Origin of the sequence: Reyranella sp. (assembly GCF_965228225.1) — a bacterium.
In the GTDB taxonomy this organism is placed as follows: domain Bacteria; phylum Pseudomonadota; class Alphaproteobacteria; order Reyranellales; family Reyranellaceae; genus Reyranella.
The window spans coordinates 3,831,016-3,845,565 of the sequence record NZ_OZ245801.1; the positions used below are offsets into that span (position 1 = coordinate 3,831,016).

The 14,550-nt window shown below is 68.9% G+C and carries 11 protein-coding genes; 4 read left to right on the plus strand and 7 right to left on the minus strand.

What is annotated here, in order from left to right; genetic code table 11:
• The first annotated feature begins 28 nt into the window (after window positions 1-28).
• On the plus strand, window positions 29-673 hold the full coding sequence (locus tag ACO07K_RS18615) for a response regulator transcription factor (RefSeq protein ID WP_422030419.1): 645 nt from the start codon (window positions 29-31) through the stop codon (window positions 671-673).
• On the opposite strand, the gene ACO07K_RS18620 is transcribed toward ACO07K_RS18615, so the two are convergent.
• The 3 genes from ACO07K_RS18620 to ACO07K_RS18630 form a co-directional block, all read right to left on the minus strand.
• Complete coding sequence (locus tag ACO07K_RS18620; protein ID WP_422030421.1) at window positions 663-4,088, minus strand: NahK/ErcS family hybrid sensor histidine kinase/response regulator; 3,426 nt, start codon at window positions 4,086-4,088, stop codon at window positions 663-665. The genes ACO07K_RS18615 and ACO07K_RS18620 overlap by 11 nt on opposite strands.
• A gap of 78 nt (window positions 4,089-4,166) precedes the next feature.
• Window positions 4,167-5,483: a type II toxin-antitoxin system HipA family toxin gene (locus tag ACO07K_RS18625; protein WP_422030423.1), complete on the minus strand. Its 1,317-nt coding sequence runs from the start codon at window positions 5,481-5,483 to the stop codon at window positions 4,167-4,169.
• Window positions 5,483-5,734, minus strand: a complete 252-nt coding sequence (locus tag ACO07K_RS18630; RefSeq protein WP_422030425.1) for an XRE family transcriptional regulator — start codon at window positions 5,732-5,734, stop codon at window positions 5,483-5,485. Before ACO07K_RS18630 ends, ACO07K_RS18625 begins: the two co-directional genes overlap by 1 nt.
• A 158-nt stretch (window positions 5,735-5,892) precedes the next feature.
• On the opposite strand from ACO07K_RS18630, the gene ettA reads away from it, so the two are divergent.
• Both ettA and ACO07K_RS18640 read left to right on the plus strand, forming a co-directional pair.
• Window positions 5,893-7,566: an energy-dependent translational throttle protein EttA gene (ettA, locus tag ACO07K_RS18635; protein WP_422030427.1), complete on the plus strand. Its 1,674-nt coding sequence runs from the start codon at window positions 5,893-5,895 to the stop codon at window positions 7,564-7,566.
• Window positions 7,567-7,595: 29 nt separating this feature from the next.
• Complete coding sequence (locus tag ACO07K_RS18640; protein ID WP_422030429.1) at window positions 7,596-8,051, plus strand: hypothetical protein; 456 nt, start codon at window positions 7,596-7,598, stop codon at window positions 8,049-8,051.
• 113 nt (window positions 8,052-8,164) lie between these two features.
• Here the strand turns inward: ACO07K_RS18640 and ACO07K_RS18645 are convergent, their stop codons facing one another.
• Together ACO07K_RS18645 and ACO07K_RS18650 are read right to left on the minus strand one after the other, a co-directional pair.
• Window positions 8,165-9,817, minus strand: coding sequence for a tetratricopeptide repeat protein (locus tag ACO07K_RS18645; protein ID WP_422030431.1), 1,653 nt, complete (start codon window positions 9,815-9,817; stop codon window positions 8,165-8,167).
• A gap of 80 nt (window positions 9,818-9,897) precedes the next feature.
• On the minus strand, window positions 9,898-11,769 hold the full coding sequence (locus ACO07K_RS18650; protein WP_422030433.1) for a nitrilase-related carbon-nitrogen hydrolase: 1,872 nt from the start codon (window positions 11,767-11,769) through the stop codon (window positions 9,898-9,900).
• Between the two features lie 79 nt (window positions 11,770-11,848).
• On the opposite strand from ACO07K_RS18650, the gene ACO07K_RS18655 reads away from it, so the two are divergent.
• Window positions 11,849-12,949 carry an NAD(P)/FAD-dependent oxidoreductase gene (locus tag ACO07K_RS18655; protein ID WP_422030435.1) on the plus strand — a complete coding sequence of 367 codons (1,101 nt, stop codon included), beginning with the start codon at window positions 11,849-11,851 and terminating at the stop codon, window positions 12,947-12,949.
• On the opposite strand, the gene ACO07K_RS18660 is transcribed toward ACO07K_RS18655, so the two are convergent.
• Both ACO07K_RS18660 and ACO07K_RS18665 read right to left on the minus strand, forming a co-directional pair.
• Window positions 12,946-13,473, minus strand: coding sequence for a hypothetical protein (locus tag ACO07K_RS18660; protein ID WP_422030437.1), 528 nt, complete (start codon window positions 13,471-13,473; stop codon window positions 12,946-12,948). The two genes, ACO07K_RS18655 and ACO07K_RS18660, sit on opposite strands and share 4 nt — an antisense overlap.
• A gap of 246 nt (window positions 13,474-13,719) precedes the next feature.
• Window positions 13,720-14,544 carry a sugar phosphate isomerase/epimerase family protein gene (locus ACO07K_RS18665; RefSeq protein ID WP_422030439.1) on the minus strand — a complete coding sequence of 275 codons (825 nt, stop codon included), beginning with the start codon at window positions 14,542-14,544 and terminating at the stop codon, window positions 13,720-13,722.
• Window positions 14,545-14,550 lie beyond the last annotated feature (6 nt).

Here is a 14,550-nt window from a genome sequence, read left to right on the forward strand (position 1 = left end):
TCTACCGTGCCGCAACAAAGATGACTCGATGTCCGGGGAAACGCTCTCCTTCCTGATCGCTGACGACCATCCCATGGTCCGCGACGCGCTGGCGTCGGCGCTGGGGCAGTCGTTTGCCGGCGCGCGCTTCGACAGGGCGGGCACGCTCGACCAGGCGAAGGCGGTGCTGGACCGCGAACCCGAGACCGATGCCGTGCTGCTCGATCTCGACATGCCGGGCATGGACGGCCTCACAGGCCTCGCCCGTCTGCGCGCCGAACACCCGACCGTGCCGATCGTCGTGGTGTCGGCGGCGCGCGAGGCGGCCGTCATTCGCCGCGCCTACGAATTCGGCGCCTCGGCCTATATCGACAAGTCAGCGCCGCTCGAGGAGATCGCCGCCATCGTGCGCGCCGTGCTCGACGGCGAGATCTTCACGCCGCCCGACGCCGTGCCCGGCGACAGCTTCGCCCAGCGCGCCGCGCAGCTCACGCCGCAGCAGTGGCGCGTGCTGGCTCTGATGATCCACGGCGACCAGAACAAGCAGATCGCCCACAAGCTCGGGGTCGGCGAAGCCACCGTGAAGGCGCATGTGACGGTGATCCTGCGCAAGCTCGGCGTACGCTCGCGAACGCAAGCCGTCATCGAGTCGCGCGGTCTGGCGCTACCGCCTTCGGAGACGATCAGGCCGTAAGGCGACCCGCCGCCGAGCTACGCAGCCTCAAGAGCGCGCGCAGGGAGGCGGGCTTCACCGGCTTGTGCAGCAGCTCGACCTGCCGGGCCCGCGCCCGCAGGCGCAAGGTCGGGTCGCGATCGGCGGTCACCAGGGCCGCCGGAACGGCACGGCCCCAGGACTCGCGCAGCGCGACCACGGCGTCGAGCCCGTCGGCGCCTTCGTCCAGGTGGAGGTCGGCCAGCACGAGGTCGGGCAGGCGCCCGGCCCGCGCGACCGCGTCGAGCGCCTCGGCCTGCGTGGCCGCGGTCGCCACCTTGCAGCCCCAGCCGCCGAGCAGCGCCGCCATCGCCTCGCGCACGCGCGCCTCGTTGTCGAGGCAGAGCACGAAGCTCTCGGCCTCGATCGACGGCATCGGCTGCGGCACCGGCGCGGCAGTGGGCGCGGTCACCACCGCGGCGACCCGCGGCACGGTCACCGAGAAGGTCGAGCCGCGGCCCGGCGCCGAGGCCAGGGCGACCGGCAGATCGAGCATGCGCGCGATGCGGTCGACGATGGCAAGGCCGAGGCCCAGCCCCCGCTCCTCGCGCGGCCCCTCGTCCTCGGGCTGAAGCCGCACGAACTCGTCGAAGATCACCGCCTGCTTGTCCGAAGGAATGCCCGGCCCGTTGTCCCTCACTTCGATGCGCAGGGCGTCGCCCACTCGGCGGCAGCCCAGCAATACCCTGCCCGGTCTTCCCTCGGCGCGGCCGTAGCGCAGCGCGTTCGAAAGAAGGTTCTGCAGGATGCGCCGCAGGAAGGCCGGATCGGTGTCGACGAAGGCAGACGTCGGCGCGATCACCAGCTCGACGCCATAGCGTGTGGCCGTCGGCGCGAAGGCGGTGGCCAGCGACTCGAACAGCGGCTGCAGCGCGAACGGCCGCTTCTCGGGCTTGAAGGCCCCGGCATCGAGCTTGGAGATGTCGAGCAGCGCATCGAGCAGCGACTCGACGGCGCCCAGGCTCGCATCGATCTTGCCGCCGAGATCGTTGCGCGGATCGCGGTCGATCATCGCCGCCGTGAACAGGCGCGCCGCATGCAGCGGCTGCAGCAGGTCGTGGCTCGCCGCCGCGATGAAGCGCGTCTTGCCGAGATTGGCCGCCTCGGCCTCGGCGCGGCTGGCCTCGAGTTGGGCGGTGCGCTCGGCCACGCGCTGCTCCAGCGTTTCGGCGGCGCGGCGCAACTGGCCGTCGCTGTCGCGCAGCGCCTCGGCGGTGCGCACGCGCGCCGTCACGTCGTTGCAGGTCGCGACGAACCCGTCCTCCGGCAGCGGATCGAGGCGCAGTTCGATCACGCGGCCGTCGCGCGTGGCGATCCTTTGCGTCTGCGGCGAGTCGGGCCGGCGCAGCAGGTCGATGACATCTTGCGTGGCCCCGAACTCGCGCGGCGCCGCGCCGACCGCCACGGCATCGTCGTCGAGCGCCAGCAGCGCGGTGAAGCGGTCGTTGAAGATCTCCAGCCGGCCGTCGCGATCGAAGGCGGCGATGCCCATGCCGACATGGTCGAGCGTGTTGCGCAGGATCTCGTAATTGTAGCGGATCGCCTCGGACGCCTCGTCGATGATGGCGCGCGCGCTGCGGGTCAGCAGACGGCCGCGCCGGACCGACGCTGCCACGATCACGCGCGCCGAGGCAGCGCCCAGCGTGCCCGACAGCATGCGCTCGGTGCGCGCCAGCGCGGTCTGCAGCGACAGCTCACCCGAGAGCGTGCGGGCCGCGCGCTCGACGCCGACGAAGCGCGCCAGCAGCTGGCGCAGTTCCTCGATGCGCGCGGCGTCGGCCGGCGTGCGCCGCGACAGCGGCGCCGGCTCGGCGCCCAGCACGAAGGCATCCGCCTGCTCGCGGTCGCGGCCCACCGGCCGCACCACCAGGGAGACGCCGACCAGCAGCGCCGTGTTGACCGCGAGGCAGGCCAGGAAGCCCTGCAGCACCGGATCGATGGCGTCCAGGGACTCCGGCAGCCAGGGCATGAAAGGGGCAATCGGCGAGTCGTCCGCCCCCAGCCCTTGGCGCAGGGTCGGCAGCAGCAGCGCGTAGAGCCACACGACGAAGCCGCCGATCAGGCCCGCGACGACGCCGAACCGGTGGGCGCGCTGCCAGTACAGGCCGAGCACGAGGCCGGGCGCAAAATTGGCGACGGCGCAGAACGAGATGAGGCCGATCGAGGCGAGCGGCAGGTAGCCCGATATGATGCGCTCGTAGGCGTAGCCCGCCATCAGGATCAGCACCACGGCGGCGCGGCGCACCAGCACCACCAGCGGGCCCATGTCGCGAACGACGCCGGCCTGCCGGCGCAGCAGGTAGGGCATCAGCAGCTCGTTGCCGATCATCCCCGACAGCGCCATGCAGGCCACGATCACCATCGAGGTCGCGGCAGAGAGACCGCCGATGAACACGAAGGCCGACAGCCAGCTCTCGCCGCCGACCAGCGGCAGCTGCAGCACGTAGAGGTCGGGGCTGACGTTCGGCCCGAGCAGCAGCAGGCCGGCCGCCGCGATCGGGATGACGAACAGGTTGATCAGCACGAGATAGGCCGGGAACAGCCAGCGCGCCGTCCGCAGGCTGGCGGGATGGTCGTGCTCGACGACGGCCACGTGGAACTGGCGCGGCAGGCAGAGGAAGGCCATGCCCGAGAGCAGCGACATCACCACCCAGGTGAGCGGCGAGGCCTCGCGCGTCAGCCGCTCGGCAACGGCCGGCGCCTCGGCCAGGCGCCCCACCATGTCGGCCGGCCCGTCGAACAGGAACCACACGACGAAGGGACCGACCGCCAGCAGCGCCAGCAGCTTCACCACCGACTCGAAGGCGATGGCCAGCATCATGCCGCGATGCTGCTCGGAGGCCTGCACGTTGCGGACCCCGAACAGGATGGTGAACAGCGCCATCAGCGCCGCCACGATCAGCGACGTGTCGGCATGCACGACGCCCGGCGCGTCCCCGCTCCACGGCACGGGCGCGGCGATGGTGCGGAACGAGGAGGACACGGCCTGCAGCTGCAGCGCGATGTAGGGCAGCACGCCGACCGTGGCGAACAGCGTCGCCGTGACGCCGACGGCGCGGCTCTTGCCGTAGCGCGAGGCCAGGAAGTCGGCGATCGAGGTGACGTTGTGCTGCTTGGCCACCCTGACCATTTTGCGCAGCATCGGGTAGCCCAGGGTCACGACCAGGACCGGGCCGGTATAGATCAGGATGAAGTCGATGCCCGAGGTCGCCGCCCGCCCGACCGCGCCGTAGAAGGTCCAGGAGGTGCAGTAGATGGCCAGCGACAGGCCGTAGACCACCGGCGCCACCGAGTTTTTCGACCAGTCACGCGCATAGCGGTCGCCGAAATACGCCACGGCGAAGAGCAGCCCCAGATAGGCCAGCGACAGGGCCAGGACAGCCGGTTCGACCAGCATGCGTGTGCGTTTCTCCCCGGTGGCATTGAACCCGTTCGACGGAGCCGGAACAAGCGGCGGCGGCGCACGGTCCCCTGCTCAGCGGTATTTACCCTGACCGAACAATTTCAGTCGCCCTCTCGAGCCGTTGACGATCGACGCGGCAAGCCGTTCCGGGAACCCCTTCGGCATCGCCGACTGTGCATGGTCGAAGGCTACGTCGGAGGTCTGTGCGATCTCGTCGAGGACAGCGATCGCGGTGGCCTGCGGAATGTCGCACAGCCCGGCGGTCTGCAGGAAATGGCGTGGCGCGATCTCGTCGAGACGATAGTGGCGGTTGCTTCCCACGGCCATCGCCAGCTTCATCTGGGTGCGGCGGAGCTGGCCCGCATCGAAGGTCGGCTGCACGGAGAGCACGTCATAGACCGGGGCGAGAGCGAAGCGTCCGCCGGGCGCGAGGCGGATGCTGAAGTTCTTGGCATGTCCGTCCGTTGCAGCGATCAGCCAGAACAAGACCTGTGTCTTGAAGAAGCGCCGAAGGTCGAGGTCCGGCGTATCGCTTGCCTTCAGCAGGCGCGCGATGGCGACCATGCCGGGTCCGCCGCTCTGCTCGTACTTCAGGGTGGGAGGAACCGACAGGGCCTGACAGAAATCCTCCTGGGGCACGCGCAGCAGACGCCTGTCCCGGGTCCACAGGCGATCGAACCGCTCGACGACCAGGGTGCGCCGTCCCGCGAAATCCACGATCTGCGATTGCGCCACGGGAAGATCGAATGCCTCCATCAGGCGCAGGCAGAAATGCTCGTTCTCGACGCTGTCCGACAGGTCGAGACCATTCGGCAGCGCGCCGATCTGCGGCTTGAGGATGTGCGTTGTCGGCGTGGCGCCATGCGGCACATGCCAATGCTTCTTCCAGAACAGGAGCGCGGTTTTCTCCTGCACCCCGGCCAGCGAGATCCGCAGGTCGCCCCCTTCGTCGATGCCGAGTGGGTTGCGCGCGAGGTTGCCAAGCAGTTCGGCGATTTCGGCATCGCCGATGCGCCGCGCGTCCAGCCGGTCGGGAGACGCCGGGGCCTCCCCTTCGGGAAGGAACTGCAGGGCACCAACGCAATCACGGCCGATGGCGCCGAGGAGGCTGTAAGAATCGGTCCCTTGTGCCCCCGCGCGCTCGGCGACGCGGCGGCGCACGTCCTCATCGTCGGGAAGAAGATTGTCGAAGAATGCGACGACGGGAGCACCGGCATAACGCCGCTCGCTCAACGGCAGGGACAGCGACACCGGAATGGCGTTGGTCCATCCGAGCCACTCGTCTGCATACCTGAAGTCGATGGCGCCGCCCGGTTCGCGGCGCAGCTGTCCGACGCGCTTTCCGTTCAGGAAGATGTCGAGCGGTCGCGTGGCGCGGAAGCGAGCCATCAGAACAGCTCCTCGAGCTCCTCCACGCGGCTCGTGGTGCGGGGTCGAACGACCAGTTCCAGCCCCAGCGCCGCCAATGAATTCATCAGAGTCTGGAGCTGCGTGGCCGGCTCTCCCTTCTCCAGCTTGGAGACGGTCGCCTGACGGGCGTTCATGCGGGCGCCCAGCTCGCCTTGCGTGAGATTTTGCTCCTTGCGACGGCGCTGAATCGCGATCCCGAGCTGCCTCGGATCTCTGGCGATGATTTCCATGTGAACAGCATACGCGAACGCGTATCGAACGCCAATATACGGTATCGCGTATTTGCACTAATTATACGCAAGCGCGTATTGAATGACAATTCTGCCTGCGTGCGCATTGCCCCGGGCGTCATTGAACCGCCCGGACGGGGCCGCTAAAAGCTCGCCCCATGGCATCCTACCAGTACATCTACGTGATGAAGGGTCTGAACAAGACCTTTCCCGGCGGCAAGCAGGTCCTGAAGGACATCTGGCTCTCGTTCCTGCCCGGCGCCAAGATCGGCGTGCTCGGCCTCAACGGTTCGGGCAAGTCCACCCTGCTCAAGATCATGGCCGGGCGCGACGACAGCTACACCGGCGAGGCGTGGGCAGCCGAGGGCGTGAAGGTCGGCCTGCTGGAGCAGGAGCCGGGCCTCGACCCCGCCAAGGATGTGCTGGGCAACGTCATGGACGGCGCCGGCGAGATGGCCAAGATGCTGGCGCGCTTCGAGGAGGTCTCCAACGCCTTCTCCGACCCTGACGCCGACATGGACAAGCTGATCGCCGAGCAGGGCGAGCTGCAGGAGAAGATCGACGCCGGCAATGGCTGGGACCTCGGCCGCACCGTCGAGATCGCCATGGACGCGCTGCGCTGCCCGCCGTCGGATGCCAATGTCGAGAATCTCTCGGGCGGTGAGAAGCGCCGCGTGGCGCTGTGCCGCCTGCTGCTCTCCAAGCCCGACATGCTGCTGCTCGACGAGCCGACCAACCATCTCGACGCCGAGTCGGTGGCCTGGCTGGAGCGCCATCTCGCGGAGTTCCCCGGCACCGTCGTGGCCGTCACCCACGATCGCTACTTCCTCGACAACGTCGCCGGCTGGATCCTCGAACTTGACCGCGGCGCCGGCATCCCGTGGGAAGGCAACTACTCGTCCTGGCTGAAGCAGAAGGACAAGCGCCTCGAGCTGGAAGAGAAGACCGCCGACGCCCGCCGCCGCACCATGCAGCGCGAGCTCGAATGGATGGGCACCAGCCCGTCGGCCCGCCGCTCCAAGAGCAAGGCGCGTATCGCGGCCTACGAGCAGATGGTGGCCGAGGACAGCCAGCAGACGCTCGACCGTGCGCAGATCGTCATCCCCGCCGGCCCGCGGCTGGGCGACCATGTCATCCGCGCCGAGGGCATCTCCAAGGGCTTCGGCGACCGGCTGCTTATCGACAACCTCACCTTCAATCTGCCGCCGGGCGGCATCGTCGGCGTCATCGGCCCCAACGGCGCCGGCAAGACCACGCTGTTCAAGATGATCACCGGCCTCGACAAGCCCGACACCGGCACCTTCTCGGTCGGCCCAACGGTGAAGCTGGGCTATGTCGACCAGAGCCGCGAGACGCTCGATCCCAACAAGAGCGTGTGGGAGGAGCTTTCGGGCGGCCTCGACATCATCAAGCTCGGCACCAAGGAAGTGTCCAGCCGCGCCTATTGCGGCTCGTTCAACTTCAAGGGCGCCGACCAGCAGAAGAAGGTCGGCCAGCTCTCGGGCGGCGAACGCAACCGCGTCAACCTCGCCAAGATGCTGAAGAGCGGCGCCAACGTGCTGCTGCTCGACGAGCCGACCAACGACCTCGACGTCGACACGCTGCGCGCGCTCGAAGAGGCGCTGGTCGAGTTCGCCGGCTGCGCCGTCGTGATCTCGCATGATCGCTGGTTCCTCGACCGCACCGCCACCCACATGCTGGCCTTCGAGGGCGACAGCCACGTCGAATGGTTCGAGGGCAACTACCAGGACTACGAGCTCGACCGGCACCGCCGGCTCGGCACCGACGCCGACCAGCCGCACCGCATCAAGTACAAGCCGCTGGTCCGCTAGGCCGGCGGGCGCGGGAACGGCAGCTCGGCATGAACCCGCTCAACGAAGTCCAGTGGGGACACGATTGGGCGTGGGGCGTGCCGCTGATCGCGCTGACCTGCGTCATCCACATCCTCTGCCTGGCGGTCTTCACCGCCCGGGTCGACAAGGTGCTCGACACGATGCGGGACCGCGGCCGCCACGTCACCCTCACCTTCTCCCTGGTGATGGCGATGGCTGTGACCCTGGTGACGGCCCTGCACATCTTCGAAGGCGGTATCTGGGCGCTGGCCTTCCGCTATCTCGGCGCCATCCCCGACAACCGCTCGGCCATGCTCTACTCGCTGGGCGCGCTGACCACCTACGGCGACACCACCATCCACCTCGCCCACCAGTGGAAGATGCTGGGCGCGCTGGAGGCGGTGAACGGCATGCTGCTGTTCGGCCTGACGACGGCCTTCCTGTTCGCGATGATCCAGAGGGTGCTGCCGCCGGCGAAGCGGTGACGGACCGAGCAAGGGTCCCTCACTGCGTTCGGGATGACAATGTTGTTGGAATTTGCGCTGTGCGCCGACTCAAAAAACGATGTCATCCCGAACGAAGTGAGGGACCTTTCGCTTCATGCAGCCTCTCTCCGGCACAGGCATGACGCGCGCACCGGGAACTCCGTACGAGCAGACGCCAGATCCAGCCGAGCCTTGATCAGCGGCGCTTCGACGGTTTCGCCGCGCCGCGCCAGGCATTCGTGGAGGCCGTGCAGGCTCCAGACGTTCTCGGGGTGCCAGCAGGCGCGGTTGGTCTTGCCGTCGAAGCCGAGGTCGGCGCGATAGACGGCTTCCGCCTCGGCGAGATGGCCCTGCTCGAGCAGCAGCGCGCCCAGCGCGTGGCGGGTCGGCTGCATCCAGCCCCAGGGCTCGTCGTAGGGCAGCGAATCGTCGAGTTCGACCGCGCGGCGCAGATGGGCGAAGGCGAGATCGAAGTTGCCGCGGCGATATTCCAGCTCGCCGGTCAGCATCTCCTCGGCGATGGCCAGCAGGTCGACCATCGTGTTGTTGTGCAGGCGCCGGCTCTCGGGCACGCGCGCCTTCGCGGCACGGAAGGCGGCGCGCGCCTGCTCGGCCTGCTCGATCTCGCCCAGCACCGAATGCGCCACGCCCTTGGCGTAGAGCGTCATCGCCGTGGTCGAGCAGTAGAGGTCGGGATCCTTCGGCAGCTCCTGCGCGATGATCTCGCGCCACTTGCCGAAGCGCACCAGCACATGCTGCTTCATCGAGAGATAGCCCTCGACGAAGTCGGCCATCGGCGGCGACGGAATGCGCAGCAGCTCTTCCGGCGTGGTGTCGATCAGCTCCTGCGCCGCGGTGATGGCCGGCGTGTACTGGCCGAGGAACATGGCGCCGTAGACGATGAAGTGATGGTCGTGGCTGCGATACATCGAATAGACGTTGAGGGCGCCCTCGCGCGCCAGGTACTTGCGGTCGACCACCACGGCCTTCTGGTTGTAGACGACGACGTCGCGATAGTTGCCGCACAGCACGTCGATATGGGTCGGCATGTGCACGAGGTGGCCCGAGTCCGGCACGAGGTCGCGCAGCCGGTCGCCGGCGCGCAGCGCGCGCTGCGGGAACGGCGACATCTCCATCAGATGTACATAGAGATGCAGCAGGCCGGGATGGTCCCAGCTCGCGGGAATGTCGCGGAAGGCGCTCTCCAGCACCTCGACCGCCTCCTCCGTGCCGGCGCCCGGAGTCGGCTGGCCGGTCTTGAGGTCCCACATCTGCCACGGCGTCTCGTTCATGATCGCCTCGGCGAACACCGAGCGCAGGTCGAGATCGTGCGGATGGGCATGGAACAGCTTGCGCATCTCGACGGTGAATTGCTTGTCCCAGGTCGTCTGGTCCTCGATCGCCTCGCGCTGCGGGTAGCGCGCCGGCAGCGCGCGGATCATCGCCTGCTCGACCGGGGAGGCGTTGGGCGCGGCCGCCAGCGCGCGCTGCATGGCGTCATACGAGGCTTCGAGCGCGCGCTTCTTGCCGGCGGGGTCGTAGCGGTGCCAGGGGAGATTGTAGTTCGGCCCGGCGGCGTAGGAGATGCCCCAATGGGCCATGGCGCAGCCGGGATCGGTCTCCAGTGCCTTCTCGAAGCACTTGATCGCTTCGGCATGGTTGAAGCCGTAGAGCCAGTTCAGCCCGCGATCGAACCAGAGCTGCGTCTGCGGCGACGAGGTGGTGACGGTCCGCTTGTAGGCGCCGAGATCGTAATAGTCGTCCATGGTCCATGCCCCCCGCTGCGATGCGGGGGCATGGTGCCGTCGGGACAGGCCGGGCGGCAAGCCCGGCCGTTGCGGACGATTCAGCGGCAGGGCGGCGCGCCGGTCCCCTGGCTCCGCCACTGCTTCAGACAATCGCTGTCGTCCTTCATCACCAGCGGCACGAACAGCAGCGATTGCTGGCCGGCGATGAGCTGCTGCTGGTTGATCCAGGTGCCCGGTGCCGGCACGCGCGTGCGATAGCGCACGACGCTCTCGCCGGCCGCGGCCGTCAGGGTCGGCGTATCGACGACCGGTTCGGGCCCATAGATGGCGGCCGCGGTGGCGTTGCCGACGCGGCGGCCGCCGCTCACCAGCCAGAGCTGGTTCTGCTTGGCCGAGGCATAGGGGAAGAAATCCGCGCGGCCGGTCGGCGGATCGTTGACCGCGAAGAGCTTGGCATCGATCTGCACCTTGAGCGGCTCCGGTCGTCCCGCCGGCGCGGCCAGAATGTCGGTGCGCAGCGCACCGTAGAGACCGCCGAGTTCCGGCACGCGCAGCTCGTCGCCGGTGGCGAGACCGATGCGGCCGAGCGGCGTGTCGATCACGACCGGCTCCTCGCCCGCAATCGCCCAGGCGGCGGTCGTGGCGGACAAGTGCGTGACGCGATAGCGGCCGAGCACTGCGCCCGTGGGCCCGGCCAGCACGACCGTATGATAGACCCGGTCGCCCTCGCGCTCGGGATAGGAGCCGACCACGAAGCCGCTGCCGGCCTTCGCCGCCGCCGACAGGGCCTGCTCGAAAGCGCCCTCGCGGGCTTCGGCCTTGGCCTTGATGTCGGCGGCGGACAGGCCGGACGGCAGCGCGGAGAGTTCCGGCAGGACGAGCAGTTCGCCCGCTTCGGGACGCGCCGACGACAGCAGCGACGGTCCCTCGGGCCATTGCGCGGCCGACAGCGCGAGCGAGCGGACCGACGTCGTGGCGTTGCCGTCGGTCGGGCTGCGATGCAGCGCCAGCAGCGGCACGTAGAGATCGGGCCGGCGGCGCGCGAGCTGGGCGGTCCGCTCGGCATCGGCTTCGGCCGGGACGATGCTGGTCGCAAAGATGCCGGCGAGGCCGGGCGCCAGCGTTTCGGGCGGCACCACCGGTGCCTGCACCAGCTTCTCGCCCTTCGGCGACCAGATGCTCGAACCGCCATTGTAGTAGAGCTTGCCGCCGGTGATCGGGTTGGTCTCGATACCGCTGCGCGTGGCACCGACGACCCACACGCCGTTCTGGGCGCTGAGGTACTGGACGTTGGACACGGTCGAATGATTGCCGGTCGCCTCGGCGGGCGGCGTGCCGGGCATCACGCGGTCCGACACCGAATGCCAGGCGATGATCTGGGCGCCGCGCAGCGCCGCGAGTCGACCATACTGCCAGTAGGTGTCGTCGTAGCAGATGAGCAGCGCGATGCGGCCGATCGGCGTCTCGAACACCTCGACACCGGTCGTGCCCGGCGCGAAGACCTTCTGGTCCTGCGGGTTCAGACCGTTCTTGCGGTACTTGCCGATGATGCCGTTCGGCCCCAACAGCACCGCCGTGTTGTAGGCGAGGCCCGTGGCCGCATCGCGCTCGGCGATGCCCACGCTCATGTACAGGCCGGTGCGCTGGAGCACGGGCAGCAGCGCCGCCGTCGTCTTGCCGGGAATGGTATCGAGGAAGGGCGCGAGCTGCTTCGACCCGCTGAACAGGTAGCCGCTGACCGCGGTCTCGGGGAAGACCGCGTAATTGACGTCCTGCCGGGCCACCTGCTCGGCCGCCTGGACGAGCCGCGCGATATTGCCGTCGAGATCGCCCCAAGCCGGCACGAAGTCCACCGCCGCCACCTTGATCGGCTTCTGCCCCACCGGCGCCTGCGCCGAGGCGCCCACCGCAAGCGACAGGCAGCCGGCGAGGCCGGCCAGCATGGCGAGTCCCCACGATTTCCAATTCATGTACGTTTCCCCCCTGAAATTCTTCGCAACATATTGCACCGGCGACGCAGCCTCCAGTGCCGGCGTGGGTTGATCGGACATGAGCAGCGACAAGCGGATCGTCATCTGCGGCGGCGGCGCCATCGGCGCGGCCATCGCCTATTTCCTGAGCCGCCGTGGCGCCCGGCCGGTCGTGGTCGAGCGGCACGAGGTCGGAGGGGCGGCCTCGGGCAAGTCGGGCGGCTTCCTGGCGCTCGACTGGTGTCGTGGGACGGCCATCGACCGGCTGGCGCGGCGCAGCTTCGCCCTGCATGCGAGCCTCGCCGAGGAGCTGGGCAATCCGTGGGGCTACCGAAGACTCACGACCTTTGCCGGCCACGCCGCGGAGGGTCGGCACGCGCAGGGGGATGCCGGGCGGCCGTGGCTGTCGCCTGACGTGACGCTAACGGGACAGATCGGCTCGCCGCAGACGACCGCCCTCCTCGAGCCGCGCGCCTTCACGACCGGGTTGATGCGCGCGGCCGAGGCGAACGGGGCCGAGCTGCGCCACGGGACCGTCACGGGACTGATGAGAAGCGCGTCCGGCGCGATCGGCGGAGTCATGCTCGAAGGCGGCGAGACCGTCGAGGGCGATGGCGTGGTGATTGCGATGGGGCCGTGGTCGATCCTCGCCTCGCGCTGGCTGCCCCTGCCGGCCGTTTACGGCTTCAAGGGCCACAGCCTCGTCTTCCGCACCGGCGATGCGGTGCCGGCCGAAGCGCTGTTCCTCGAATACGAGGAGGCGGGCGGCAAGACGCTGACGCCGGAGATCTTCGCACGGGCCGACGGCACGGTCTGGGCCTGCGCGGTTTCGAGCACGGCGTCGCTGCCGGTCGATCCGGCCGACATCACAGGCGACGCCGGCGCGCATGAACGGCTGGAGGCGCTGTGCCGCGCCGTGTCACCCGCGCTGGCCGCCGCGCCCATCGTCGCCCGCCAGGCCTGCTTCCGGCCCGTCACCGAGGATGGGCTGCCGCTGATCGGCGCCGTGCCGGGGGTCGCCAACGCCTGGGTCGCCACCGGCCACAGCGTCTGGGGCATGCTCAACGCGCCCGCGACCGGCGAGGCGATGGCCGAACTGATTCTCGATGGCTCGACGAGCCATGTCCCGCTGAGGCATTTCGCGCCGGGTCGGATGAAGGCTTTCGCGGGGCTGCGTTAGCCCTCCGGCCGGCTCGTCCAGCGCGGCGGCAAAAGCCTCGTGTTGAGGACGAACGGCACACTGTTGTCGCTGAGGCGGATCGTGCCGATGAACGGCAGATCGTAGGAGGCGTGGAAGTAGATCTGCGAGCGCTGCACGACGCCGTAATCCTCGTTGAGCGGCGGCAGGCCGAACAGGGCGCGGAACGGACACTTGAAGGTCGCCTGCTCGCCGGGCTTCAGTTCGCCGGCCGAGCCCGCAGGAAAGCGCACGTCCGTCGCCTCGATCAGGGTCGGCTCGCGGCCCGACGCCCGCACGTAATCGAGCACGCAGGCGAATTTCAGGCCCTTCACGGCAAACCACGGACTGCGATTCTCCGCCGTGAAGGTCGCGTCGAAGGGCGAGCCGGCCTTCTGCTCTTCCGAGGCGTAGCTGGGCACCGGCCGGATCGCCCAGGCGCCGATCCCGGCACCCACGATCACCACCACGACCGCGAGGAACACGATCAGGCTCTGCAGCGACTCCACACCGCTGTGCGCCATCATGCGCAATTCCTGCTGCAGGGTCGTGGTCGGTGGCGGCAGCGGCCGCGGCGCAAGCGTCCGGGGTGCGGGCTTGCGCGCCCTGGGCTTCGGGCCGGAAGCGGTGGGTCTCGAGCCGGAGGAAGGCGGTTTGGCGCCGGAAGAAGCACTCTTCCGCGACTTGCTCGGGGACTTCTTCTTCTGCGCCATCGTGCGGAGACCTAGCGCGTCCGGCCCGCGCCATCCATCCCGCCACTGGTCGCAGGCAGGTCAGGAAGTGGCTGCCTCCAGGGCGCGCCGCGTCGCCATCGCACCCTCGCGCGCGACCTCGACCGCCGGGCGGGTCCAGTGCGCGGGATTGGGCGCCTCGTAGCTCAGCCAGCCTTCGTAGCCCTTCTCACCCAGGAGCTGGAACAGATCGCTCCAGCGCACTACGCCCTGCCCCGGCGGCAGACGGTCGACCGGCGGCACGGCATTGGGCGGCGCATCGGGCACGTCGCTGTACTGGACGTAGAAGATCTCCGTGCCCGGCACGTCCTCGAAGCCGCGGCCCGGGCGGCCACCCCGCTGCAGGTGATAGGCGTCGAGCAGCAGGCCGACACTCTTCTGCCCCGCCTTGGCGATCAGTTCGCGCAGGATATCGAGGCGGCTCACGATGGGATGCTGGAACTGGTATTCGAGCGCAAGCCTGAGCCCGTGGCGCGCCACGATCTCGCCAGCCCGGCGGATGCTGGCGACGCCTTCCTCCAGCGACGCCGAACCGGGCCCGATGCCGCTCATCACCGTCGGGCAATCGAGCATGACCGCCCGCTCGCAGGCCTCTTCCAGCGAAGCGAACAGCCGCTCGCGATCCGCCTCGGCCGCGAAGGTCCAGCCATATTCGCAGCCGACGGCACTGACGCGCAGCCCGCTCATGCGCACGCGCCCCAGGAGTTCGGTGTTCGACAGTCCGCTCTTCCCGGCCCGCTCGAAATCGACACGGCGCAACTCGACCGCTCCAAAGCCGCCGGTTTTCGCGGCGGCCAGCGCCTCCTCGAACGGCGTCGTGTCGACCGTCCAGAGATGGAGCGCGAGGCCGCGGAACTCGTGATGCATGATCTG